Source organism: Desulfomicrobium escambiense DSM 10707 (genome assembly GCF_000428825.1).
In the GTDB taxonomy this organism is placed as follows: Bacteria; Desulfobacterota; Desulfovibrionia; order Desulfovibrionales; family Desulfomicrobiaceae; genus Desulfomicrobium; species Desulfomicrobium escambiense.
Map to the genome: position 1 here is coordinate 1 of NZ_AUAR01000021.1, position 22,842 is coordinate 22,842.

Sequence of the window (22,842 nt, forward strand, 5' to 3'; positions counted from 1 at the left end):
GACGAGATCGTCCAGGCCAGCCTGGACAGATACATCGTGGAGCAGGCGTTCCGTCAGACCAAGGACGATGACCTGATCAGCATGTTCCCGATACGGCACTGGACCGATTCGAAAATCAAGTGCCATTTCCTGAGCTGCATCATAGCCTTGGCGTATCTGCGTCTGATCGAATTGAAGCTGGAAGACGCCGGCATCCACATGACCGCCCAACGGACCATGGACCTCATGCGCAATCTGCACTCGTGTCTGTGCTGGAACGGAGAGAAGGAAAAGGCATGGCGGATGATTGAGGAGCCAACACAGGATCAGGCCAGGGTCCTGACTGCGTTCGGCTATGAAGTCGAGCGTGGGGTCTTACAGAAAATCAAGAGCTAATATGCTGTATTGTTGGGAATAATCGACTCATTTGATCAAAAACTTTCGAAACTCCTGCTGAACATCCCGGACAAGCGGAAGGCCCTGCTGGCTGCGGGCATTCTCGGGGTGTCGGTTGGCGTGGCCGCCTTGGACCTGCTTCCCGCCGCGGTGTCCTTCGCTGGCGGAGTGCTGGCGTCCATGGCGCTGCGGACCGTCCCGCTGCGCACTGTCTACGAGGCGGTCGACTGGCCTGTGGTCATCTTGTTGGGGGCGCTTCTGCCTGTAGCGGGCGCCATGCAGAGCACCGGCTTGGCGGACCTGATCGCGCGCCTGCTGCTGGACACCATGGCGCAGGGAAATGCCTTTGTCGGCCTGGCGGTGATCATGGCCACGACCATGGTGCTGACCGATTTCATGAACAACACCGCCACCGCGGCCGTGATGGCTCCCGTCGGGCTGGGCGCAGCGCTCAGGCTGGGCGTGAACCCGGACACGTTTCTCATGGCGGTCGCCATCGGGGCTTCCTGCGCCTTCCTGACCCCTATCGGACACCAGAACAACACCCTGATCCTCGGCCCCGGGGGTTTTCGTTTCGGCGACTACTGGCGCATGGGGCTGCCGATGGACGTTCTCGTCCTGTCCGTAAGCCTTCCGCTGCTGCTCATATTCTGGCCGTTGTGAGGGGTGCGCGCAACAGGGCCGCGAGCCGTCACTGCTTGCCGGACGCCGGCGCGACGAGAAAGGCCGCCTGCCTTGTGGGAAAGCAGGCGGCCCAGGGAGGGGGAGGGAGCAGGCGTTCCGAAGCCTCCAGGCATCGTCCGATGCCGGGGGGCTAGGGCAGCATCCAGCTCAGGGGGTAGGCCTGGAGATATGTCAGCACACTGACGAAGATGATCATCGCGATGGAGTGCTTCAGGGTGAAGAGGAAGAGGTTGCCTTCCTCGCCGACCATGTTGGCCGCGGCCGTGGCCACGGAGATGGACTGCGGGGAGATCATCTTGCCGGTGACACCGCCGGAGGAGTTGGCGGCCACGCACAGTTCCGGGGACACGCCGATCTGCTGGGCGGTGGTCATCTGCAGGTTGCCGAAGAGCAGGTTCGACGAGGTGTCGGAGCCGGTCAGGAACACGCCCAGCCAGCCGATGACCGGCGAGAAGAGCGGGAAGAAGTGGCCGGTCTGGGCAAAGGCCAGGCCCAGGGTGGAGCTCATGCCGGAGTAGTTCATGAGGTAGGCCAGGCCCACGATCATGGCGATGGTCACGATGGGGAAGCGCAGCTGCACCACGGTCTTGCCGAAGCAGGACACGGCGCGTCCGACGCCGTATTTGGGCAGCACGGCCAGGGACAGGATGCCGGCGATGAGGACGGCGGTGCCGGGGGAGGTCAGGTAGTTGAACTTGTACATGGCCTTGTAGACGGTGTCCTGGGCCACGACGGGCACGGTCTTGCTGATCAGGGAATCCAGGCCCGGCCAGGCGAAGGTGATGACCGTGGACTTCATCATGTCCTGCACGGGCTTGAGGCCCCAGATGAAGACCATGGCGGCGAGGATGACCCAGGGCATCCAGGCGCGGATGACATCACTCTGGGAGTAGTTGCAGACGGCCTTGCCGGTGGAGGCGGGCTCGTTGGGGAAGCGCCAGATGCTCTTGGGCTGCCAGACTTTGAGGAACATGCCCAGACCGACGATGGTGGCGATGGCCGAGAGGACGTCAGGGAGCATGGGGCCGACGAAGTTGGAGGTCACGAACTGGGTCGTGGCGAAGCACAGGCCGGCCACGATGCAGGCCGGGAGCACTTCCATGGAGCGCTTGAAGCCGCACATGGTCACGGACAGCCACAGGGGCACGATGATGGACAGGAAGGGCAGCTGGCGGCCGGTGATGGCGCTGATGTGCATGACATCGAGCTTGGTCAGTTCGGCCACGGCGATGATCGGGATCCCTAAGGCGCCGAAGGCCACGGGAGCGGTGTTGGCGATGAGGCAGAGGCCGGCGGCGTAGAGGGGGTTGAAGCCCAGGCCGACGAGCATGGCGGCGGTGATGGCCACGGGCGTGCCGAAGCCTGCCGTGCCCTCGATGAAGGAGCCGAAGGCGAAGGCGATGAAGATGGCCTGCAGGCGCCGGTCCTCGGTGATGGTGGCCAGGGAGCTCTTGATGATCTCGAACTGTCCGCTCTCGACGGTCATGTTGTAGACCCAGATGGCGGTGACGACGATCCAGACGATGGGGAAGATGCCGACCCCGGCGCCGTAGAGAAAGGATGAGGCGGCCAGCTGGACGGGCATGCCCCAGACCGCCACGCCCACGATCAGGGCGCCGAGCACGGCCAGGCCAGCGGCGAAATGCCCTTTTGCTCTTTTCACCGCAAGCATGAAAAAGAGGATGTAAAGCGGAATTGCCGCAACAAGGGCAGATCCCACAATACTGTTAAAGGGGTCATAAACCTGAATCCAATTCATAGAAGCTCCAAATGCGTTAAAGGTTGTGCCGAATTATCCCCAAAAAAGAGCTGTTACGGCAAAAGCGATTTTCCGGCCTGCGCGGCCAACTCGTAGACGGGGCCCGGCAGGATGCCGAGGGCCAGGAGAACGGCCGCGAAAAGTGTGCCGAGGGCCAGGCCGCTGTTTTTGCTCTCGGACGCGGACGATGGGTCATGCGTGTAGGCATGGCGGACCAGGCTCAGGTAGAAATAGATGGAGATGGCCGTGTTCAGGGCCGCGATGATGACCAGCCAGTCGTAGCCCCGGCCCCAGGCCGCGGTGAGCAGAAAGAGCTTGCCCATGAAGCCCGCTGTGGGCGGCAGTCCGACCAGGGAGAACGCGGCCACGGCCAGGACGAAGGCAAAGACCGGGCTGCGCTGATGCAGTCCGTCCAGGTCCGCGTAGCTCATGTTCCGGCCGTCCTTGGAGAGATGGCAGACGACCCAGAAGCAGGTCAGGTTCATGAGGATGTAGACCAGCGCGTAGAACGAGGCCGAGGCCAGTCCTTCGGCGGTCCCGGCCACGAGGCCGATGATGACGTATCCGGCGTGGGCGATGGAGGAGTAGCCGAGCATGCGCTTCACGTCGTCCTGGACCAGGGCCGAGAGGTTGCCGAAGGTCATGGACACCGCGCCCAGGATGGCCAGGATGGTCATGCCCGGCTGACCCGGCACCAGAAGGGAGGCCAGGCGGACCAGGACGACCACGGCCCCGAGCTTGGGCAGGGTCGCGGCGTAGGCCGCCGTCTCGTTGCTCGTGCCCTGGTAGACGTCCGGGCACCAGAAGTGGAAGGGGAACAGGGCCAGCTTGTACATGAACCCGGCCATGAACATGATCAGGCCGACCAGGGCGCCGGGGTTGGTGGCGAAGTCCCACTGTCTGGTCGTGAGCTCCGCGAGGAATGTCGTGTGCTGGGCCGCGGTGATGTAGGCGAACCCGTACAGGGAGACCGCCGTGGCCGCAGCGCCGAAGAGCACGTACTTGATCCCGGCCTCGGCTGCGCGCTTGTCGCCAGCCCGCAGGGGGATCAGGGCGTAGAGGGCGTAGGAGGAGATTTCAAGGGAGATGTAGATGGTCATGAGTTCCACGGAACTGGCTAGCAGCATCAGGCCCCATGCCGACAGACACAGCAGCATGGAATAATCCGCGCGCATCTCGTCTTTGAGCGTCGCCTGGCCCCTGGAGTTCGTCACGGCGATGAACAGACCCAGGGCCACGGCCATTTTCATGAATTGGGACAGGGGGTCCACCTGGTAGGTGCCGCCGAAAAGCAGGGCCGACTGGCCGAGGCTCGCCCCCGCAGCGGCCAGGACGGCCAGGCAGCCGACGGGGAGCCAGGTTCCGGCCACATCCTTGCCCGGTTTCGCGACCACTAGGCAGAAAATCAGGACGATCAGCCCCAGAAGCAGGATTTCAGGGAGAAGCGCGAGGGTCATTGGTTTGCCTCCTTGCCGTTCATCAACGGGGTATGGGCCAGGTTGATGGGCCTGGCGGTAGCCGCGTCCTCGGTCCTGGCCGAGAAATCCGTGAGCAGTTTGTCGATGGACGGGTCCATGACCTTGAGCGTCATGGTCGGGGCCAGGCCGATGTAGAGCACGAAGACCGCCAGCGGCGCGAGGTAGATCCATTCACGCGGGCACAGGTCGGTGAATTTTGCGCCTTTGCTCGGTACGCCCCAGGCCAGCTTCTGCAGCAGGCGCAGCATGTAGGCCGCGGCGAGCATGGCGCCGGGGATGGCCAGGCCGCCGACCAGCAGGCTCTCCTGGAACGCGCCCACCAGGACCAGTGCCTCGCCGACGAAGGAGTTGGTGCCCGGGAAGCCCAGGGAGGACAGGGAGAAGAGCCCGAAGAAGAACATGTAGGCCGGCAGGTATTTGCCCAGGCCCATGTTTTCGCTGATCTCGCGGCTGTGGCTGCGCTCGTAGGCCGCGCCGACGAGCATGAACAGGCCGCCGGTGGTGATGCCGTGGTTGAGCATCTGCATGACCGCCCCTTCCACGCCGCGCTGGCTGAAGAGGAAGATGCCCAGGGTCACGAAGCCCATGTGGCCCACGGACGAGTAGGCGATGAGCTTCTTCATGTCCTTCTGCCCGAGGGCGATGACGCCTCCGTACAGGATGGAGGCCAGGGACAGGGCGATCATGAGCGGGGCGAAGGTCACGCAGGCGTCCGGGGTCAGGGGCATGCAGAAGCGCAGGAAGCCGTACGTGCCCATCTTCAGGAGCACCGAGGCCAGCAGGACCGACCCCGCCGTGGGCGCCTCGACGTGGGCGGCCGGGAGCCAGGTGTGGAAGGGGAACATGGGGCATTTGATGGCGAAGGCCAGGGCCATGGCCAGGAAGGCCCAGAACTGCAGCCTGGGGCTGAAGGTCTTGGTCATCAGTTCCGGGATGGAGAAGGTTCCGCCCGCGGCATAGAACGCGATGATGGCCACCAGCAGGAGCGTCGACCCCGCCAGGGTGTAGAGGAAGAACTTGATGGACGCGTAGCGCTTGTTGGGGCCGCCCCAGACCGCGATGAGCAGGTACATGGGCACGAGCATGGCTTCCCAGAAGAGGTAGAAGAGCACGAAGTCCAGGGCCGCGAAGACGCCGACGCAGGCCGAGGTCATGAGCAGCAGGACGATGTGGAACTCCTTGATGCGCTTGGAGATGTAGTGCCAGGAGCAGAGCACGCACAGCGGCAGGAGGGCCACGGTCAGCATGATCATGAGCAGGCTGATGCCGTCGATGCCGAGATGGTAGGTCAAACCCCACTGCGGCACCCAGGATGCCTTCTCCACGAACTGGAACCCGCCCGAGGCGAGATCGAAACCGGCCAGCGGGAGCGCCAGCGCGATCTCCGCCAGCCCCGCGACCAGGGTCAGCCTGCGGATGGCCTCTTCGCCCTTCACCGCGAGCAGCGCCAGGGACGCCGCCAGGGGGAAGAAGATGAGCGCGCTCAGGACCGGAAAGGATGATGCTGTCATGTTGGTCAGTCCTTGTTTCGGGGTTAGCGGAGCAGGGTGAAGAGCATCGCCGCGGCGCCGATGCCGAAGGCCAGGATCACCGCGCCGCCGATGTAGTCCTGCAGCTTGCCGTTGACCGTCGATGCCGTATGGCGGCCGATGCCGCGCACGCCGAGGGCGCTGCCGTCCAGGATGCCGTCGATGACGAGCTGATCGCAGTAGTTGGCTTCCTTGGCGCGTTCCAACAGGCCGCCCAGGCCGACCTTCCGGTAGATTTCGCTCCACCAGGCGTCGACCACGGCGAAGGGGTACTGGCAGAAGAACAGGAAGATCCTGCCGATCCAGATGTAGAAGAACTCGAAGTCCAGGTTCTGCTTGGCCGCCGGGGTCAGGCGCCCCACCATGAGTGAGAAGCCCAGGCCCGTGAAGCCGAGCAGGATGGAGATCTGGAGCACGTGCCACGGCGTGTAGGGCACGTAGTCGGCTTCGAAGGGCAGCAGCGAGTACAGCAGGTGTGGCTGGATGCCGATGATGAAGCACAATGCCGCGCCCAGGCCCATGGCCACGTACATGTTGGCCGGGATGGGGGTGATGGGCCGGGTCATGTCGTCGGGCTTGGCGTAGAAGGCGAAGTACGGGAGCTTCAGGCCGACGGACAGGAATGTGCCGATGGAGGCCAGTTCAAGCCCCAGCGCCAGCCAGGTGCGGTGCGCCTCGGCGGCTCCGGCGATGACCATGGTCTTGGACACGAAGCCCGAGAAGAGCGGCATGCCCGAGATGGACACGGCCGCGACCATGTACAGCACGAAGACCCAGGGCAGACGGCGGACCAGGCCGCCGAGCTCGGACAGTTTGGCCGTGCCCGTGGCGTAGAGCAGCGCGCCCGTGGTCATGAACAGCAGGCCCTTGTAGATGATGTGGGCGTAGGCGTGGGCGCAGGCGCCGTTCAGGGTCAGCTGGGAGGCGATGCCGATGCCGGCGACCATGTACCCGACCTGCGAGACGATGTGGTAGGACAGGATGCGCCGGGCGTTGTTCTCGATGGTGGCGTAGCAGACGCCGTAGATGGCCATGATGGTCCCGCCGATGGCCAGGACCTCGAAGCCGGAGAACCCGCGCAGCAGGACGTACACGGCCGTCTTGGTCGTGTAGGCCGACATGAACACCGCGCCGGTGATGGTCGCCTTGGGGTAGGCGTCGGGCAGCCAGGCGTGCAGGGGCACGACGGCGGCGTTGACGCAGAACCCGGCCAGGATGAGGTAGTCGTACCATTGGGCCGAGGCCGGGATGATGGCCTCGAAGGCGAAGCTGCCCGTGGCCTGGTGCCGGATCAGCATGCCCGCCAGGAGCATGAGCCCGCCCAGGGTGTGGAACAGGAAGTAGCGGAAACCCGCCGCCGTCGAGCGCGGGGCGCGGTTCAGCCAGATGAGCATGGTCGAGGCGATGCTCATCAACTCCCAGAAGAGGAACAGGGTCAGGTAGTCGCCGGCGAAGACGCAGCCGAAGCCGCCCGCCACGTACAGGTTGGCGGCCACGTGCTGGGCCCTGTCCTTGAGGTGCAGGGCGTAGATGAACCCGATGACCGACTGGATGGCGAAGACGTGGGCGAAGACGATGGACAGCGTGTCCACCCTGCCCATGGTCAGAATCTGCCCGAGGTAGTGGATGACCCCGTGCGTGCCCGTCGGCATGGTCAGCACCGATGCCACGGCCATGAGGGCCGGGATGGGCAGGAGCCAGCGGTATTTGTCGGTCCTGATGAGCGGGATGAGCAGCGCCGCGATCAGGAACGGGACGGAGGGGTGCTGGAAGCTAGCGGTCATAGTAGCCCTCCTTCTTGCCCAGGAAGGCGTGGGCGGCCCCCTTGCAGATCCGGACCATGGCGACCGTGGCGACGAGCGCGAACACGGCCCAGTATCCGGGCTTATCCTCACCGGCGAAGTGCGGGTGGTGGGAATAGATGAGGACGTTCAGTCCGACCAGAAGGACCATGATCCCGTACATGACCTTTTTCCAGAAGCCGAGGTTTTGACGGGCCTTGCCCAGAAGTTCGCCAAGCGTGCTTGTTTCCATGGCTACCCTCGAAATCCCGTGAAAATGTTGATGAAACCGAAGAAGAGCTGCGGATAGAAACCCAGCAGCACGCTGATGCAGGCCGTGATGGTCAGGGGAATGACCATGGTCATGGGGGCTTCGGAGTAGTGGTCGTAGTCGACCGTCGGGTCGGGGGCCATGAAGAAAGCCCGGTAGATGATCGGGGTGAAGTACCCGGCATTGAGGATCGTGCTGCCGAGGAGCGCGCAGAGAATGATGATCTGGTGGGCCTGCATGGCCCCGTTGATCAGGTACCATTTGGACACGAACCCGCAGACCGGCGGCATGCCGATCATGGACAGGGAGGCCAGGGAGAACATGGCGAAGGTGATGGGCATCTTGCGCCCGAACCCGCCCATGAGGCTGATCTTCTTGTTGTGCGTGGCCACGTAGATGGCGCCGGCCGCGAAGAAGAGGGTGATCTTGGAGAAGGCGTGGTGCGCGATGTGGGCCAGGCCGCCCGTGACCGCGTCGGGCGTGAGCATGGTCACGCCGATGATGACGTAGGACAGCTGGCTGACGGTGGAGTAGGCCAGCCGGGCCTTGAGGTCGTCCTTGGTCAGGGCGATGATGGACGCCACCACGATGGTGAAGGCGGCCAGGTAGGCCGTGGGGATGCCCAGGTTCAAGGCGTTCATGGTCTCAAGGCCGAAGCCCGACAGGATGATCCGGCTGACGGAGAAGACGCCCGCCTTGACCACCGCCACGGCGTGCAGCAGGGCCGAGACCGGCGTGGGCGCGACCATGGCCGAGGGCAGCCAGTTGTGGAAGGGCATCAGCGCCGCCTTGGCGAGACCTGCGATGTAGAGCACGTAGGTCAGCTGCACCAGGAAGGGGTCGGCGTCGGCCGGGAAGATGCCCTTGACCACGTCCCCGAGCTGGAAATCGAGGGTGCCGCAGATGACGTAGGTCAGGACCATGGCCGGGAGCAGGAAGAGCTTCGACGTGCCCATGAGGTAGACCATGTACTTGCGTGCGCCGCTGAATCCTTCTTCGTCCTGATGGTGCGCGACCAGCGGGTACGTGAAGATGGAGATGATCTCGTAGAACAGGTAGAGCGTGAAGATGTTCGCGCTCATGGCCACGCCCACCGCGCCGAAGATGGCGATGGCGAAGCAGAAGTAGTAGCGCGTCTGGGCGTGCTCGTTCAGGCCGCGCATGTAGCCGATGTTGTAGCTCGTGGCCAGGAACCACAGGAAGCTGGCCACGATGCCGAAGATCATGGTCAGCCCGTCGGCGCAGAGCTTGACGGTGATGCCCGGCAGCAGGGTGAAGACGGTCAGGGTTTTGATCTCGCCGCCGAGCACGCCCGGGACGAGGGAGAGCATGAAGCCGAAGGTCAGGGCCGCGGCGACGAAGGAGACCGCTTCGCGGGTGTTCGGGGTTTTGCGGAATATCCAGATGCCCAGGGGGGCCAGGCCCGTGACGATGAGGGGGATGAGGAGTGCCGGTGTGTCCATTTAGTCCCTCAGTGTGGCGATGGTGTCGGTTTCCACGGAGCCGAAGCGCCGCAGCACAACCAGGATGATGGCCAGGACCAGGGTCGCCTCGGCGGCGGCCAGCCCCATGATCAAAAGCGACGACAGCTGGCCGAGGACGTCATCGGCCGGGGTCAGCTTGGCCGAGGCGACGATGGACAGGCCCGCGCCGTTCAGGAGCAGCTCGACGCTGATGAGCATGCCCACGAGGGTTTTGCGCTGGACGAGGCCGAAAAGGCCCAGACCCAGGAGCGCAAGCCCCGCCAGATGAAAGAGAAAGAGCGAGTTCATGCCTCCTCCCTCCGTTTGAAGCCAAGCAGGACGGCCCCGGCCATGGCCACCAGGAGCACCACGGAAATGAGCTCGAAGGCCAGCCCGTAGGTGCCCAGGAGTCCCTGCCCCAGTTCCTTGACGCCCGTTTCGGCGGGCACGTCCACGGTCTGCTTGAAAGCCTTGAAGCAGACCGCCCCCAGCAGGGCCACGGGTGCGGCCGCGGCCAGGAAGGCCATGGGCCTGCGCCGGGACGGGGTCTGCTCCTCGCCGCCCGCCGGCGGGCGGGTCAGCATGATGGCGAAGAAGATCAGGACGCTGATGGCCCCGACGTAGATGAGCAGCTGCATGAGGCCCACGAAGGGGGCATTCATGAGGAAATACATGCCGGCGACGCCGAACATGGCCGCCACCAGACCGACCAGGGCCCGGACCAGGTTCGGGTTGGTCACGGCCACGAACCCGCCGCCGACGATGATGGCCAGGTACAGGCCGTAGGCGAGAAATGCGAGTGTTTCCATAATCATTCCGCCTTGTTGACGTGTTTGGGCAGCCGTGAGCGCAGCCGGGCGACGAGGTCGAACTGGAAATCCTGCCGTGAATACCCCGCAATGTTGATGTTCTGCGAGAAGCGGATGGCGCTTGCGGGGCATGACATCACGCATTGCCCGCACAGGGAGCAGAGGGTGAAGTCCAGCCGGAAGGTTTCGGGGTCCTTGGGCGCCTTGGGCTTGACGCCCTGCTCGACTTCCTCGGGCGTGGGCGCGGGGGCTTTCTTTTTGGTCACGGTGATGCAGCCCGAGGGGCAGGCCTTGGCGCACGTGCCGCAGGAGATGCAGCGCGGGGTCAGGGGGTCGCCGTCCTCGGGGACTAGCTCGATGTGGCCCCGGAACGTCGCCAGATTGTCCACTTCCTGACGGGGGTAGTGGATGGTCACGTTGGGCTGCAGGAAGTATTTCCCGGTGATGTTCAGGCCGACGACGAGGGACCACATGCCCTGGGCCGCGCGCTTGATTTCTTCGAGTCTGTACACGCGACGCCTCCTAGAGTTTGACGATGATGGTGACGTAAACCAGGTTCACGAGGGCCAGGGGCACGAGCCACCGCCAGCACAGGTTCAGGAGCTGGTCGAAGCGCACCCGGGGATAGGTCCAGCGGATCTGGATGATCAGGAAGATGAGGGCGTACATCTTGAGCAGGAACCACCACCAGCCGGGGGCGAAGGGGCCGTTCCAGCCGCCCAGGAAGAGCACGGTGGCCACGGAGCAGACCACGACCATGTTGGCGTACTCGGCCATGAAGAAGAGGCCGAAGCCCATGCCCGAGTATTCCGTGTGGAAGCCCGCGGTCAGTTCGCTTTCCGCCTCCGGGAGGTCGAAGGGAGCGCGGTTGGTCTCGGCCAGGGCGCAGATGAAGTAGATGATGAACCCCAGCGGGTTAATGAGGGCGTTCCACTGCCAGGGCAGGGCGCCCTGCCCGGCGGAGATCGTGGCCAGGTCCAGGCTGCCGGTCATGAAGGCGACCGAGAGCACGGACAGCAGCAGGGGAATCTCGTAGGCCACGTTCTGGGCCACGGAGCGGGCCGCGCCAAGGAGACTCCACTTGTTGTTGGAGCCCCAGCCGGCCAGGCACAGCGAGAGCACGCCGAAACCGGCGAAGGCCAGGATGAGCACGATGCCCAGGTCGAGCTTCAGGGCCACCAGGTTCGGGCCGAAGGGGATGGGAAGCATGCACAGGGCCACGGGCATGAAGCACATGATGGGCGCCAGCCAGAAGATGACCGGATCGGCGTCCTTGGGCGTGGTCAGCTGCTTGCCCATGAGCTTCAGGCCGTCCACCAGGGGTTGGAGTATGCCGTGGGGGCCCACTTCGTAGGGGCCGGGGCGGCGCTGGACATGGCCGGCGATTTTCCGCTCGGCATAGACCAGGGCCAGGGCGTTCAGGGCCACGAAGACCAGGATGCCCACCAGTGCCACGAGGATGCGCAGGAGTTGCGGGTCGATCATCGGTCAATCTCCGGGATGACGAGGTCAAGGCTGCCCAGGATGGATACGGCGTCCGCCAGGAGCGTGCCCTGGCTCAGTTCCGCGAAAAGGCTCAGGTTCGAGAAGCTCGGGGCGCGCAGCTTGACGCGGTAGGGGCTCCCTCCGCCGTCGCTCTGCAGGTAACAGCCGATTTTGCCCCGCGCCCCTTCCACGGCGAAGTAGACCTCGCCGGCCGGGACTTTCGGCTTCTTGGGCATCTTGGCCTGGATGTCGCCTTCGGGGATCCGGGCCACGGCCTGTTCGACGATGTTCAGGCTCTGTTCGAGCTCCTGCATGCGCACCAGGTAGCGCCCCAGGGCGTCGGTGCGAGGGCTGGTGGGGATGGTGAAATCCAGGTCCGGATAGACGGAATAGGGCTCGGCCCGACGCACGTCGTAGGCCACGCCGCTGCCGCGCAGGACCGGGCCCGTGGCGCCGTAGCGCACGGCCATGTCCACGGGGATGTGCCCGATGTCCTCGACCCGGCCGAGGAGGATGAAGTTGTCCGTGACCAGGGACTTGTACATGGGCAGACGGTCGCGCAGCCGCGCGATGAAGCGGATGATGCGCTCCTTCAGCTCGTCGCTCATGTCCGCGACCACGCCCCCGAAGGTGAAGGAGGCGTAGGTCAGGCGGGAGCCGGTCATGTCCTGGAGGATGTCCAGGAGCTCCTCGCGGTCGTCGAATGCGTAGAGGATGGGGGTGAAGGCGCCCAGGTCCAGGAGGTAGGCGCCCCACCAGAGCAGGTGCGAGGAGATGCGGTTCAGTTCGCAGGTGATGACGCGCAGGTACTCGGCCCGCGGCGTGGGCGGGGTGTCGCCGAGTTTTTCCACCGCGCCCACGAATGCCCAGTTCCAGGCCAGGGCGTGCAGGTAGTCCACGCGGCCCATGTTGGTGATGAACTGGGCGTAGGTTTTCCCTTCCGCCATCTTCTCGTGCATGCGGTGGATGTATCCGAGCACGGGGTCGGCGCGCAGGATGTACTCGCCGTCGATCTCCAGCATGACGCGCAGGACGCCGTGGGTCGAAGGGTGCTGGGGTCCCATGTTCAGGATGAGGGTGTTGTCCTGTTTCCCCTGCTCGAAGTGCTGCGTGTAGAATCCGCGCTCGGCGATCTGTTCCTTGGTGAACATCATGCCTCCTCAGGGGTTGTCGGGGCCTGGGCCCAGGGAAAGAGCGTGGCCAGGGGGATTTTGCCCTGATCCGGTTTCCTGAGCGGGGGCGTCGGGGCGTCGGGCGGCAGGAGCAGGGGGAGCAGGTTGTCGTGCCCGTTGAAAACCGTGCCGTAGAAGTCGAAGCATTCCCGCTCGTGCCAGTCCGCGCCGGCGAAGATGTCGGCGATGGAATTGATGGAGTTGTCGGGGCTGACGGCCATGCAGCAGATGCGCCCCGGGCGGTCGAAGTGGTCGTAGTGATAGAGCACCAAGGTGCCTTCCCGCACTTCGGACACGGTCACGTCCTCGATGTGATAGCCCTTTTCGCGGCAGAGCCTGGCGGCCTCCCGAACCTTGTCCGGCGGGATCAGGACGGAAAAGGTCAGGCCCGTCTTGAGCGGATCCTGGGCGGCGGCGAAGAGGCAGGGGAGATTCTGGAGAAAATGTGCGCTCATGGCTCGATCCCTCCCATGGCCTCGGGCCACCAGCGTTTTCCGGTGATTTTCTCCTGCAGGAGGAAGAGCCCTTCCAGCAGTCCCTCGGGGCGCGGCGGGCAGCCGGGGACATAGACGTCCACGGGCACGAGCGTGTCCACGCCTTCGACCACGTTGTAGTTGTGCTCTCCGGCAAAGGGGCCACCCGAGATGGCGCAGTTGCCCATGGCGATGACGTACTTGGGCGCCGGCATCTGCTCGTACAGGCGGACCAGGGCCGGGGCCATCTTGCGCGTCACGGTGCCGGCCACGATCATGAGGTCCGACTGGCGCGGTGAGGGCCGGAAAACTTCGGCTCCGAAGCGCGAAATGTCGAAACGGGCCATGCCGACGGCCATCATCTCGATGGCGCAGCAGGCCAGGCCGAAGGTCATGGGCCACAGCGACATGGCCCGGCAGATGTCGAGCACTTGCTGCGCGGGCTTCAGGTTGAGCAGCGGCGGTTCGAGGTCTGTTACCGCCGGGGCGATACGCGGATTCGTCTGGGCCATGAGAACACTCCTTTGCTGGAAAAATAGAAGATCGCGGCGAAGAGCACGGCAATGAAGACGAGGACCTGCCAGAAGGGGAGCCACCCGGCGGTGTCTGGGTACATGGCGGCCACCGGGAAGAGGTAGAGGACGTCGACGTCGAAGGCGAGGAAGATGAGGGCATAGAAGTAGAAGGTCAGGCCAAATTGCACCCATGCCTGCCGTCCGTGCACCGGAATGCCGCATTCGTAGGACTCGGCGAAGGCGCCCCCTCTGGCCTTCGGGGCCAGCAGGAGGGACACGACAATGGGCCCGAGGGCAAATGCCAGCCCGGCCGCCAAGAATGCCAGGATCGAGACGTTCATCCAGCTGAAGACCATAGGAGACCACCTCTGTTTGAATGAATCAATAAAAACAGGTTATTACAGACAAATACGGCTACAGCTATTCCCCACGCGGGATGTCCCGGGTCCTGAACTGCCTGATATGCCGAAGGATGTGTTCGCTAGAACGCAGGAAAGACTGTCATGACGGAAAGCCGTGACAGTCCTTTTTCAGAGTAAAGGCGGTGAAGGAGTGTCGATGATGCCGTAATGAGCGGTCAAAACGGCAGTAAACGATGTTGTGAAATGTAGACGCGAGCGGAACTGGATGCTGTTCACGCCGCGAGAAAGCCGCGAGGCTTTGCGGATGGGACGACACATAAATAACCCCCCCCAAAAAAAAGAGGCATGAATCATGAGGAGGCCTCACGCCAAAGGGAGGTCTCCTTTCGATGCTTACGAGGTTAGCTGACGGGCTCGGGTCGAAAGGTACCCTACGCATGTGCGATTCGCCCCAAAGAATTGGGTCCCCCGCTTCCGCCATCGGCGGAACTCAGCAGTGTTGTGAGTCACATAGATTTGGTGTTTTTGAAAGTCAAATAATATTGATGCATACGTAGTACGAATATAAATTTCCGATTGAAATAATTGAATATAATGTTATATCCCACTGCGCTGTTGAACAAGTGATCAATTTGTGGCCAGTTCTTGGGGTGTCTTGCTTGCCTTTTGTCGATATCTGTGCCGCTATGCGAACAATAATGGTGGGTTCACCCTGTCGACTTTGGGCTTTCAGAGACAAATTTGTAGACGAATGGTCTTTCAAGGCTGCACCTGAAAGTTTCAAGAGTGAACGGTTCGCCAATGAGAAAAAGCTGCGGGTTCGGGCTGAGTTCCCCTGCTTCCGCTTCTTTTCTGTACAAGAAAATTTGAAGAACGTAGAGAGCTGCCACCGCATTGAGCGCATTTTTGAGGTTGGCTTCAGCGAAGTGTTCTTGGCGTTCATACTTCACTTTTGTATATGCCCTCCACCAAAGCGGTTGCGTGTCAACCCTCCATTTGTTCCACGGTGTCAAGGTCAAGCCGAGTCTTGGCATATGCACCTTGACCGCGCTGAATTCGGGATGATGCTTCGTGATAATTGCTTTGTAATTTCCGATATTGTCTGCAGATAATTTGTTTTCTATGGTATTGCAGTATTTTTTTGCGACAACATCAATTTCTGAGGCGGATGCAAAAAGTATGCGGCCAAGCTCTATGGAATAACTCGAAAAGTTTGGCTCGGAAATTTCCAAAAATCTGGAGAGTTGTAAAATATCATTCTCAAGAGCAATAAAGTAGTTCCAGTGTATGGCCGTCTGTTTTTGCGAAATCATTGTCAGTCTCTCTCTTTTGAATTTTTGCGATATCCTTGCGGGAGATAATGTCCCCCGCAAGGAATAAGAGATCTCAAATCGATTTTTTCAGACTAACGTGATTCGTAAAACCAGAATACGAAGAAGATAAACCCGGCAATAGCCATGAATTTCAGCAATGTCGGGATGCTTTCGCGAAAACTGTAATTCTTGGGGGTGTAGTCGACTTCCTGGCCTGATACAGGCGAGGAGGCACAATCGTGGCGCGGAGTGCTGTCTTTTGGCATAAAGCCTCCTTCATTCAATGAAATAAGGTTCACCACCGACATCAATCAGCATCGGTGGTAAAAAACGGAACGCTTATTTTAGAATATGGAACGAGGAGGCGCGCGGCTGGAAATAGCTTTGAAGCCAATTTTTCGGACAAAGCGATCAATGGCTTCAAAAACTGAAAATGTAAGGAATAGGATCGAAACGATCGGGACTTGATCGGGAATTACGGCGTCGCAAAATGTTCTGTCTGAAGATTTGGGGTTTGTCCTCTGCACAAGGTCGACAGATCCGATTGTCGACTCAGCGATGCTGGGGGCAAAATGATCCGTCTTGGATCTTTGCTCAAAAGAAGGTACGGAAGCAATGCCATAATCGTGGACTACCGACGGTGTGCAGAACACCAGTAGCAAGGATATGACCAGCCGGAGAACGCGGCGCATGTCGTGGGTCACGTCATGGGCCGCCCTGGGCTGATTGGCGGGGCGGATGGGCATCGATCTCCCTTGCCGTTCCGGATGGGGCCGGGCGTGCCGCCGGGCGGAATGCCCGCGGTCGACTTCGAGGGGTACGTTACAGCGCGGAAGGTTGTCTGACAAGAACGGATTGTCCGCCCGGCCGGCAAGGCGTGGGCGGCGCGGAAACCCCGGCCGGTGAGGCTGCGCGCGGGACTGGACATCAGAAGAGCATGTCACCGCGGAGCGATGCCTGCTGAGGAAGCACTTCCGGCACGAGCGGTTCATGAAGAGAGTACATGGCGAAGACGCACATGACAGCCAGAAGCTGAAACCACATCGGGACGGCCAGGAGCATGCCGCCATGCAGCCGTCTTACCCTTTTTAGCTCATCGCGGAGCGCTTATTGTGCCCCACAAGGGAAGCCGAAAAAGGAGCGACCATCCCCCAGATTTTGTATGAGGCAAACGTCGTCGATCCCGCCCACGCGCGTAAACCGGCGCATGTTCTTTGATTTGATGGGGGCGCATTTGAATGATATACTTGTCACTTTATGCGCCTTCTGTTCCTATTATTTGGGCTGACTGTTTAATGATAATACTTTTCTGTAGGTAATAGCAGTTTGCTCCGTGATCAGGTCCCAGTTGAATTCCTGATTCAATCGCAGGCGCTTACGAGTCAGGAGTTCTTTGGAAGAGAAAAGTTCCGGGCTATCCAGAAACGATTTGATTTTAGTAGCCAAGGCCGCAACGTCGCCCACTGGAAAAAGTTCCTCGGGTTCCGCAATTTCACGGTTGGCTGGTATATCGCTCAAGATAATGGGCAGTTCATAACTCATTGCTTCTAAGCCAACAATCGGAAGACCCTCATGGTAGGAAGGGAGGACAAACAAGCCAGCGTTGGAGTATAGTTCGCTTAGGGCAAAGCCTTTCTGAAAGCCTGTCATGACCACGTTGGGGATATTCTTCGCTTTCGCCTTCAAAGCCAGGCTGTATGCGTCCTCATGGTCCGCATCGCCGACGATCGCCAATTTCCACTCGCAATCCAGTAAGGAGAAGGCTTCGACGAGATAGTGAAAACCCTTTTCGGGCACCAAACGTCCAACAGTCAGGACATAATGGCCTTTAGTCAGTCCAAAGCTTTTCAATAACGGACCGGGAAGGGCCTTGTCAGGCAGGATAACCCCGTTCGGGATATACGTGGCATTGGTTCCATGTTTTTCTTGCATCAGGGCGCGGATAGTGCGGGACACGGCAATCATGCTGTGGGCAGAGCGAGCTCCAAGCATTTCGCCGGCGCGGAGCACCCACTTGGCAAATCTTCCCCATTTCTGTCGGTCATAGTCGGGACCATGGTTTGTCACCACAACTTTGAGGCTGGTCATACGAGCCAAAGGGGTAAGGAGCGCGGGGCCGATGGCGTGGATGTGTATGAGATCAAAATTCTTCCTATGAAGCCAGATCCATAACACGGCCAGAAAGGTGTGGACTATGGCCTCCAGTGATTTTTTCCGGGGAGACCAAAGTGGAACAACCTCTATGTCTTCAAAGCGGTAGGGATTTTTTGAGATATAGGACTTTCTGCCAATGATCGTGACACGATATCCTGTTTGGACAAGACGCGGATAGAGGTGCTGGCAATGCCGTTCAACGCCGCCTTGTACTTCGGGAATGCCGCGTAAGCCTATGACGGCTATGCGAAATGCGGAATCAGTCAGTGTCATGGCACTCAATTCCGGTTTCGCGGAGGTCACCCTGCCTTTTGTCCTGGCCGACATCGAAGTATTGAGGGTAAAATTCTATTGGCAGTCCAAGAAGGGATTTAAGTTTGTTTTTGACCACCCAAGGAAGAACTTGTTTAATGTATTTTTTCATGACAGGTGCGGCAGTTCCGACCATCCAGCAGTTCTTCGGGCAGGAACGCACACAGTTTCGGATTTTTTCAGCCTCTGGGTCGGTCCAGATTTCTTCAAATGTCTTGCCCGACCTGACATTGCCCATGCTTTTTTTCCAATATTTCTCTTCTAGGCCATTGCAAGGATAGACCTCTCCGTAAGGGTCGATGAAGAAGTTCACGCTTCCTGCTTCACAGGGAAGCATGCGTCTCTGCCCGCCGATGTAACCGATCAGACCCAGATTGAAGAGAGCGCGGAACCAACTCTTGGGGTGATTTTCCTTGAGCAGGCGACGGATAAGTTCATGAAAATTGGCAATCACTTCATCCTTGTTAGTGATGAAGTTGTCGTCTTTGTGAAAGTAATAGGAATTGTGGAATGCAGCAGTGGCGAATTCCAGATTCATGGATTTGCCCAACTCGAAAAGCCAGAGCATGTCTTCGGAATTGCGATTGGAAACGGTAATCCCAAAGCCAATGTCCTTCACGCCCATGCTTTTGAGGCCAAGCAAGGTCTTTAGGCCCCGGTCAAATCCTTCATCACGCCCACGCAAAGTATTGTTAGTCTGTGACAATCCCTCAATGCTGACCCGCACCCCAATGTTCGGAAACCGTTCGGACAGCTTGAAAATTTTCTTGTAGTGATAGCCCGAAGTGGAAATTACAATGCGCTTGGTCTTCGTGAACATAACCTCCACGATGTCCTCCAGATCATCCCGAAGAAAAGGCTCGCCACCTGTAATGTTGGCGAATTTGAACTGCGGGAGCAGTTCAAGATCTTTGGCTTTGATTTCCTGGGTTGGGTCGGTCGGATGATGCCAGATGTTGCACATTTGGCATTTCATCTGGCATCGATATGTAGTAATTATAGAAACATCAGTTGGCATTATATAATTATTTTTCATATTTGTATAAAATTTAATTTATTTAAAAAAATTAAATTTTATTAAAGAAAAGATTGGTATAAGTTTAGTAGTTGTTGGTTATGACTCTGAATAGAAAACTCTTTTTCAAGCCTTAGTCTGCCATTAATTCCCATGCGTCTGCGCATATCCGTGTCAGTCATCATGGCATCAAGAGCCTGAGACAACTCATGAGTATTACCTGGGGTAAAAAGGATACCAGTTTCACCGTGAACAACTTGTTCTGGAATACCTCCGATTCTGGAAGCAATTATTGGTTTTGCGAAAGCCATCCCTTCAAGGATAGTCATTGGAGCGTTTTCATACCATTCGGAAGGTACTATCAAGCAAGATGATTTCTTAACTAATTCCCATAGATTTTCACCAGTGCAGTATCCTTTAAAAATTACAGATGATGAAGCATGTGAGCGTAATTTATATTCAAGCGGACCTGTGCCAACTATAACAAGTTTTGAAATATTATTCATACATGAATGAGCTTTTAAAAGAGTATCTATTCCTTTTTCAGAAGATAATCGGCCGACATAAAGTAAATATCCATCATCTTTTGTAGACGGTATGAATTTTGTTTGGTCAATTCCATTTCGTATTAGGTGAGTCTTGCTGTGACCTATGCGAGGCGCTACGATATTTCCCAAAAAAATGCTTGGAACGATAAAGGCGTCCACTCCGTCGTAGCTCTTTTTCCAAGCATGAAAGTATGCCTCAAGAGATAAAAGAATGCCCCTTGCCAGCGTTTGCTGGCAATTTGTTGTGATAGGATAATGGAAATGTGTTCCCGCGCATTTAAGGCATGGCTTGCCGCGATTTAACATGAGATAGCTTGGGCAGCAAAGTTTACCGTCGTGTAGGGTCAAGATGACCTTTATTTTGTTTTCTTTGAGAATGGGGATTATTGATGGTGTTAGTTGATGGTAAATATTGTGTAGATGAGCGATATTGGGCTTTTCATGCTTTATAATTTTTGTAATTTTATTAACCGATTCGCTTGAATGAATAAATGCAAAGCCTGTCTTGAGCTTGCGTATAATGCCTTTAGTGTTAGTATAATCTACTTTATCGATGAAAAAATTAGCAAAATTTGAATTTAAATTTTTCGAATCTTTCATCGAAAAGTCAATAATATCGAATCCATGGCTGATAAGAAATTCACGTTCTAGGAAAAAAACTCTTTCCGAACCGCCGTTTAGATAAAAAAATTTATTTACAAGTAATATTTTATTTTTATTTATTTTCATTTTAAGTTAATATTTTTCTGTATAGTCAGTCTATACTGGATAATCGTCGTTCTGTATTATCTGAACTAACCTAATTTATCAGGGTTGTTGCATTTTTTTGATTAAATTGAAGCCCGACCCGTGCAGTTATAAATACATTCTTAGGCGGGAAGCATTAATATTTTATCGAAGGCTGTAACTCTAGATAGCTGTAAGATAGATGCTAATTTGAAATTAAAATTTTTTTCCAATACGTTGTGCATTATCATAATAAGTTAAATTGAAATTTTTAGAATATTCATGTTTTTGTGTGAAGCGAAATAGTAATGATCCACTTGAGTAAAAGAATAAAGACATAGCGATATAGTTATCGATCAAGTTTTCAGAAAAAAAATATAGTATGACTGTCAATAATGGAATGGATTCCCATCTACGTCCACATTTAAATATCACATAAAAAATCATACTAATAAAACTAAAAAAAGATAAAATTCCACATTCAAATATTAATCTGATGTAATCGTTGTGCGGAGCGAGTTGTGCAGTTGTTAGTAAAATTGATGATCCTATTCCGAATCCAAAAATTGTATTCCAAAAATCAGCATTAATATATATATTTAATAATTCTTTCCAATGTTTTAACCTGAATACAACGGAAAGATCTGTAGTGTTAACTCTGTAAACAATTTCACTGTAAGAAGATTCGAGGTTAATTTTCCCATTAATGATAAAAATAATACTTCTGATTGCTGCTTGTATTCTTTCAATAAGAAAAATGTTAACTTCAATATTGTATATAAAAAATAAAATCAATGCTATTGTCATTAAACTGATTACTATTTGTTTTCTATTTCCTATCATGAGACATATAGAGAAGGCAATTGAAGAAAAAACCCCAATAGTTGCAAATGAAATACCAGATATCATGAATACAAAAATATTTTTTATAGGTTTAATTTTTAATGTATTATAAAGAGACAGTAGGCATATTAAATATAATCCAGCGTTGTTACGATTTGCAAATATGGAAATTGGACCATTTTTTCCAAATGTAAAATGATTTATAAATAATTCATAAATCCATATAATGTAAGGTAATGTGATAAGTGTATAAAAATTAAATCGCGTAGGGAAGCTATCAAGTACCTTAAAATTATTTATTCGTGAAAATTTAAATCCGAATATTATATATACAGGAGAAATAATAAATTTTATAAAATCAACATAGTCTGTATTTAAATAATTTATATATAGTGATCCAATTAATCCGAAGTAATATATAATTATTAGTGTGTATAAATGAAAGTGAATATTATTTTTATGATTTTTGATTTGTGAATTGATAATTAAAAGGAAAAAGAAAAATATTGCTGATATGGCATAGGAAATTTTTTTGACTGTTACGTCCTCTGTAAACCTAAACAAAATTAAAATATAAACTTCAATTGTGATAAAAAATATAAATATCTTTATTGGATTAATTGAAAACTTTGATTTTATTTTGTTCACTATTAATTTTTATTGTATTATAATATTATTATACTTTATTTTATTGTTTTTTTATGAATATTACACCGATGTTATGTAAGAGCGAAAAATAATTGTTTTTTATGTTCATTTTATTCAGACTGTAAACATTTTTTGCGCAATTAAAAGTTATGGCTGTCATTAAAGCAGTAGATGTATATCCAAAAATGTCTATTTTTATATTGCACGCATTTAATTGCAAAAAAATAATTTCAAGGCTCATATTTTTATCTATTATATTTTTTCCTTCCGTTGGAATAATTTTTTCGTTCAATGGGTGGTATTTTATCCATACAGTTTGATATTTATTATAAAAATTACTGTATTTTTCAATAAAATCTTTCTCGTTTTGTTCTTTATCTAATATTAACAATGCATCTTCACTTTTTATATTATAATAGCATTCCTTTTTTCTTAATATTTTATTTATTAAAATATTATTCGAACATGTTTTAATGGTATGAATTGTTTTATTTTTTAATTCTTTTCTAATATAATTTGGATAAAAAACATATAATTTTGAGAATGCTGAGTTTTTTCCAAGTATATGCGTGTTCTCGTGCTTTATGCAAAGAAGTGATAACAATGATCGGTCATACATCGATAGTTGTAAATAATGATTGTTGTACGGAGCTGAGCCGTCTTCAATGTAATAAAGATTATTATTTTCTTTAGTAATACTTATAATTAATTTTTCTTCTAATTTTATATCATTAAATATATAATAATTGTTTTTTTGAGAGCTTTTAATGTTTTTTTTCAACTTAAAAATATTTTCTAAAATTTTTATTTTTCTAATAATTTTGTTTTTTGTATTTGATCCATCTAGCATCATGACTCTTTCAAAACAATTGTTTATATTTATTAAACTTTTCATTATATTAAAATCAAAATCTTTTATCAAGATAAGAAAGTTGTTTTTAGATTTAGTGTTGGTAATGTGGAGACAAGATATTATGATATGATACGGCGTTCTACATATATATATATTCATGAATTTTTTTAAAAATTAAAGATTATTTAGTTAGTCGATCATGAAAAAATGTTAAATCTCCACGTCAGGTACGGACCTGAACAGGCTGAGCATTGGGTAGAAGTACGTGCCCAAG

Annotated in this window: 22 protein-coding genes, 1 pseudogene and 1 riboswitch; of the genes and pseudogenes, 2 read left to right on the plus strand and 21 right to left on the minus strand. The window is 55.0% G+C overall.

Annotated features, from left to right (window positions below):
* Positions 1-375: pseudogene (locus tag G394_RS21445) on the plus strand (IS1634 family transposase); the annotation flags it as partial.
* 12 nt (positions 376-387) lie between these two features.
* Positions 388-1,038 (plus strand): SLC13 family permease, encoded by a 651-nt coding sequence (locus G394_RS0114065; protein WP_028578197.1) that lies wholly within the window; start codon positions 388-390, stop codon positions 1,036-1,038.
* A 151-nt stretch (positions 1,039-1,189) separates the two neighbouring features.
* Here the strand turns inward: G394_RS0114065 and G394_RS0114070 are convergent, their stop codons facing one another.
* The 21 genes from G394_RS0114070 to G394_RS21270 form a co-directional block, all read right to left on the minus strand.
* A complete protein-coding gene (locus tag G394_RS0114070; protein ID WP_028578198.1) occupies positions 1,190-2,818 on the minus strand; it encodes an L-lactate permease in 1,629 nt (542 codons plus the stop codon).
* Positions 2,819-2,871: 53 nt separating this feature from the next.
* Positions 2,872-4,275, minus strand: coding sequence for an NADH-quinone oxidoreductase subunit N (locus G394_RS0114075; protein WP_028578199.1), 1,404 nt, complete (start codon positions 4,273-4,275; stop codon positions 2,872-2,874).
* Positions 4,272-5,807 carry a complex I subunit 4 family protein gene (locus G394_RS0114080; protein ID WP_028578200.1) on the minus strand — a complete coding sequence of 512 codons (1,536 nt, stop codon included), beginning with the start codon at positions 5,805-5,807 and terminating at the stop codon, positions 4,272-4,274. Before G394_RS0114080 ends, G394_RS0114075 begins: the two co-directional genes overlap by 4 nt.
* A 23-nt stretch (positions 5,808-5,830) precedes the next feature.
* Entirely contained in the window at positions 5,831-7,609 is a 1,779-nt protein-coding gene (locus tag G394_RS0114085; protein ID WP_028578201.1) for a Na(+)/H(+) antiporter subunit D, read from the minus strand.
* Positions 7,599-7,859, minus strand: coding sequence for a hypothetical protein (locus tag G394_RS0114090; RefSeq protein ID WP_043776079.1), 261 nt, complete (start codon positions 7,857-7,859; stop codon positions 7,599-7,601). The genes G394_RS0114085 and G394_RS0114090 overlap by 11 nt, the downstream gene beginning before the upstream one ends.
* A 2-nt stretch (positions 7,860-7,861) precedes the next feature.
* Positions 7,862-9,340 carry a monovalent cation/H+ antiporter subunit D family protein gene (locus G394_RS0114095; RefSeq protein ID WP_028578203.1) on the minus strand — a complete coding sequence of 493 codons (1,479 nt, stop codon included), beginning with the start codon at positions 9,338-9,340 and terminating at the stop codon, positions 7,862-7,864.
* Positions 9,341-9,649 (minus strand): NADH-quinone oxidoreductase subunit NuoK, encoded by a 309-nt coding sequence (gene nuoK, locus G394_RS21255; protein WP_028578204.1) that lies wholly within the window; start codon positions 9,647-9,649, stop codon positions 9,341-9,343.
* Positions 9,646-10,149 carry an NADH-quinone oxidoreductase subunit J family protein gene (locus G394_RS0114105; RefSeq protein ID WP_028578205.1) on the minus strand — a complete coding sequence of 168 codons (504 nt, stop codon included), beginning with the start codon at positions 10,147-10,149 and terminating at the stop codon, positions 9,646-9,648. Before G394_RS0114105 ends, nuoK begins: the two co-directional genes overlap by 4 nt.
* Positions 10,150-10,151: 2 nt before the next feature.
* Positions 10,152-10,661 (minus strand): 4Fe-4S binding protein, encoded by a 510-nt coding sequence (locus G394_RS19370; RefSeq protein WP_043776083.1) that lies wholly within the window; start codon positions 10,659-10,661, stop codon positions 10,152-10,154.
* A 10-nt stretch (positions 10,662-10,671) separates the two neighbouring features.
* Positions 10,672-11,634, minus strand: a complete 963-nt coding sequence (nuoH, locus tag G394_RS0114115) for an NADH-quinone oxidoreductase subunit NuoH (RefSeq protein WP_028578206.1) — start codon at positions 11,632-11,634, stop codon at positions 10,672-10,674.
* Complete coding sequence (locus tag G394_RS0114120; RefSeq protein WP_028578207.1) at positions 11,631-12,785, minus strand: NADH-quinone oxidoreductase subunit D; 1,155 nt, start codon at positions 12,783-12,785, stop codon at positions 11,631-11,633. Before G394_RS0114120 ends, nuoH begins: the two co-directional genes overlap by 4 nt.
* Complete coding sequence (locus G394_RS19375) at positions 12,785-13,261, minus strand: NADH-quinone oxidoreductase subunit C (protein WP_051307217.1); 477 nt, start codon at positions 13,259-13,261, stop codon at positions 12,785-12,787. Before G394_RS19375 ends, G394_RS0114120 begins: the two co-directional genes overlap by 1 nt.
* A complete protein-coding gene (locus G394_RS0114130; RefSeq protein ID WP_028578208.1) occupies positions 13,258-13,791 on the minus strand; it encodes an NADH-quinone oxidoreductase subunit B in 534 nt (177 codons plus the stop codon). The genes G394_RS19375 and G394_RS0114130 overlap by 4 nt, the downstream gene beginning before the upstream one ends.
* The gene (locus tag G394_RS0114135) at positions 13,755-14,150 is read right to left on the minus strand and encodes an NADH-quinone oxidoreductase subunit A (RefSeq protein ID WP_028578209.1); all 396 of its coding nucleotides are present in this window, start codon (positions 14,148-14,150) and stop codon (positions 13,755-13,757) included. The genes G394_RS0114130 and G394_RS0114135 overlap by 37 nt, the downstream gene beginning before the upstream one ends.
* A gap of 381 nt (positions 14,151-14,531) precedes the next feature.
* Positions 14,532-14,662, minus strand: a riboswitch (cyclic di-AMP (ydaO/yuaA leader).
* Positions 14,663-14,863: 201 nt separating this feature from the next.
* A complete protein-coding gene (locus tag G394_RS19380) occupies positions 14,864-15,469 on the minus strand; it encodes a hypothetical protein (RefSeq protein ID WP_051307218.1) in 606 nt (201 codons plus the stop codon).
* Positions 15,470-15,561: 92 nt separating this feature from the next.
* A complete protein-coding gene (locus G394_RS21260; RefSeq protein ID WP_156902623.1) occupies positions 15,562-15,735 on the minus strand; it encodes a hypothetical protein in 174 nt (57 codons plus the stop codon).
* A gap of 78 nt (positions 15,736-15,813) precedes the next feature.
* Positions 15,814-16,215 (minus strand): hypothetical protein, encoded by a 402-nt coding sequence (locus G394_RS21265; protein ID WP_156902624.1) that lies wholly within the window; start codon positions 16,213-16,215, stop codon positions 15,814-15,816.
* 529 nt (positions 16,216-16,744) lie between these two features.
* Complete coding sequence (locus G394_RS0114155; RefSeq protein WP_043776084.1) at positions 16,745-17,896, minus strand: glycosyltransferase family 4 protein; 1,152 nt, start codon at positions 17,894-17,896, stop codon at positions 16,745-16,747.
* A complete protein-coding gene (locus G394_RS0114160) occupies positions 17,883-18,971 on the minus strand; it encodes a radical SAM protein (protein WP_028578211.1) in 1,089 nt (362 codons plus the stop codon). Before G394_RS0114160 ends, G394_RS0114155 begins: the two co-directional genes overlap by 14 nt.
* A gap of 41 nt (positions 18,972-19,012) precedes the next feature.
* The gene (locus G394_RS20890) at positions 19,013-20,227 is read right to left on the minus strand and encodes a glycosyltransferase family 4 protein (RefSeq protein WP_084435685.1); all 1,215 of its coding nucleotides are present in this window, start codon (positions 20,225-20,227) and stop codon (positions 19,013-19,015) included.
* A 1,528-nt stretch (positions 20,228-21,755) separates the two neighbouring features.
* Positions 21,756-22,565: a polysialyltransferase family glycosyltransferase gene (locus G394_RS21270; protein WP_156902625.1), complete on the minus strand. Its 810-nt coding sequence runs from the start codon at positions 22,563-22,565 to the stop codon at positions 21,756-21,758.
* Between the last annotated feature and the right edge of the window lie 277 nt (positions 22,566-22,842).

Coding starts and splice junctions, on each gene's coding strand:
- G394_RS0114130 (WP_028578208.1), bottom strand. CDS start 13,791: ATGGCCCAGACGAATCCGCGTATCGCCCCGGCGGTAACAGACCTCGAA.
- G394_RS0114080 (WP_028578200.1), bottom strand. CDS start 5,807: ATGACAGCATCATCCTTTCCGGTCCTGAGCGCGCTCATCTTCTTCCCC.
- G394_RS20890 (WP_084435685.1), bottom strand. CDS start 20,227: ATGAAAATAAATAAAAATAAAATATTACTTGTAAATAAATTTTTTTAT.
- G394_RS19380 (WP_051307218.1), bottom strand. CDS start 15,469: ATGATTTCGCAAAAACAGACGGCCATACACTGGAACTACTTTATTGCT.
- G394_RS0114160 (WP_028578211.1), bottom strand. CDS start 18,971: ATGAAAAATAATTATATAATGCCAACTGATGTTTCTATAATTACTACA.
- G394_RS0114155 (WP_043776084.1), bottom strand. CDS start 17,896: ATGACACTGACTGATTCCGCATTTCGCATAGCCGTCATAGGCTTACGC.
- G394_RS0114120 (WP_028578207.1), bottom strand. CDS start 12,785: ATGTTCACCAAGGAACAGATCGCCGAGCGCGGATTCTACACGCAGCAC.
- G394_RS21270 (WP_156902625.1), bottom strand. CDS start 22,565: ATGCTAGATGGATCAAATACAAAAAACAAAATTATTAGAAAAATAAAA.
- G394_RS0114070 (WP_028578198.1), bottom strand. CDS start 2,818: ATGAATTGGATTCAGGTTTATGACCCCTTTAACAGTATTGTGGGATCT.
- nuoH (WP_028578206.1), bottom strand. CDS start 11,634: ATGATCGACCCGCAACTCCTGCGCATCCTCGTGGCACTGGTGGGCATC.
- G394_RS0114095 (WP_028578203.1), bottom strand. CDS start 9,340: ATGGACACACCGGCACTCCTCATCCCCCTCATCGTCACGGGCCTGGCC.
- G394_RS0114090 (WP_043776079.1), bottom strand. CDS start 7,859: ATGGAAACAAGCACGCTTGGCGAACTTCTGGGCAAGGCCCGTCAAAAC.
- G394_RS0114105 (WP_028578205.1), bottom strand. CDS start 10,149: ATGGAAACACTCGCATTTCTCGCCTACGGCCTGTACCTGGCCATCATC.
- G394_RS0114085 (WP_028578201.1), bottom strand. CDS start 7,609: ATGACCGCTAGCTTCCAGCACCCCTCCGTCCCGTTCCTGATCGCGGCG.
- G394_RS0114135 (WP_028578209.1), bottom strand. CDS start 14,150: ATGGTCTTCAGCTGGATGAACGTCTCGATCCTGGCATTCTTGGCGGCC.
- nuoK (WP_028578204.1), bottom strand. CDS start 9,649: ATGAACTCGCTCTTTCTCTTTCATCTGGCGGGGCTTGCGCTCCTGGGT.
- G394_RS21265 (WP_156902624.1), bottom strand. CDS start 16,215: ATGCCCATCCGCCCCGCCAATCAGCCCAGGGCGGCCCATGACGTGACC.
- G394_RS19375 (WP_051307217.1), bottom strand. CDS start 13,261: ATGAGCGCACATTTTCTCCAGAATCTCCCCTGCCTCTTCGCCGCCGCC.
- G394_RS21260 (WP_156902623.1), bottom strand. CDS start 15,735: ATGCCAAAAGACAGCACTCCGCGCCACGATTGTGCCTCCTCGCCTGTA.
- G394_RS0114075 (WP_028578199.1), bottom strand. CDS start 4,275: ATGACCCTCGCGCTTCTCCCTGAAATCCTGCTTCTGGGGCTGATCGTC.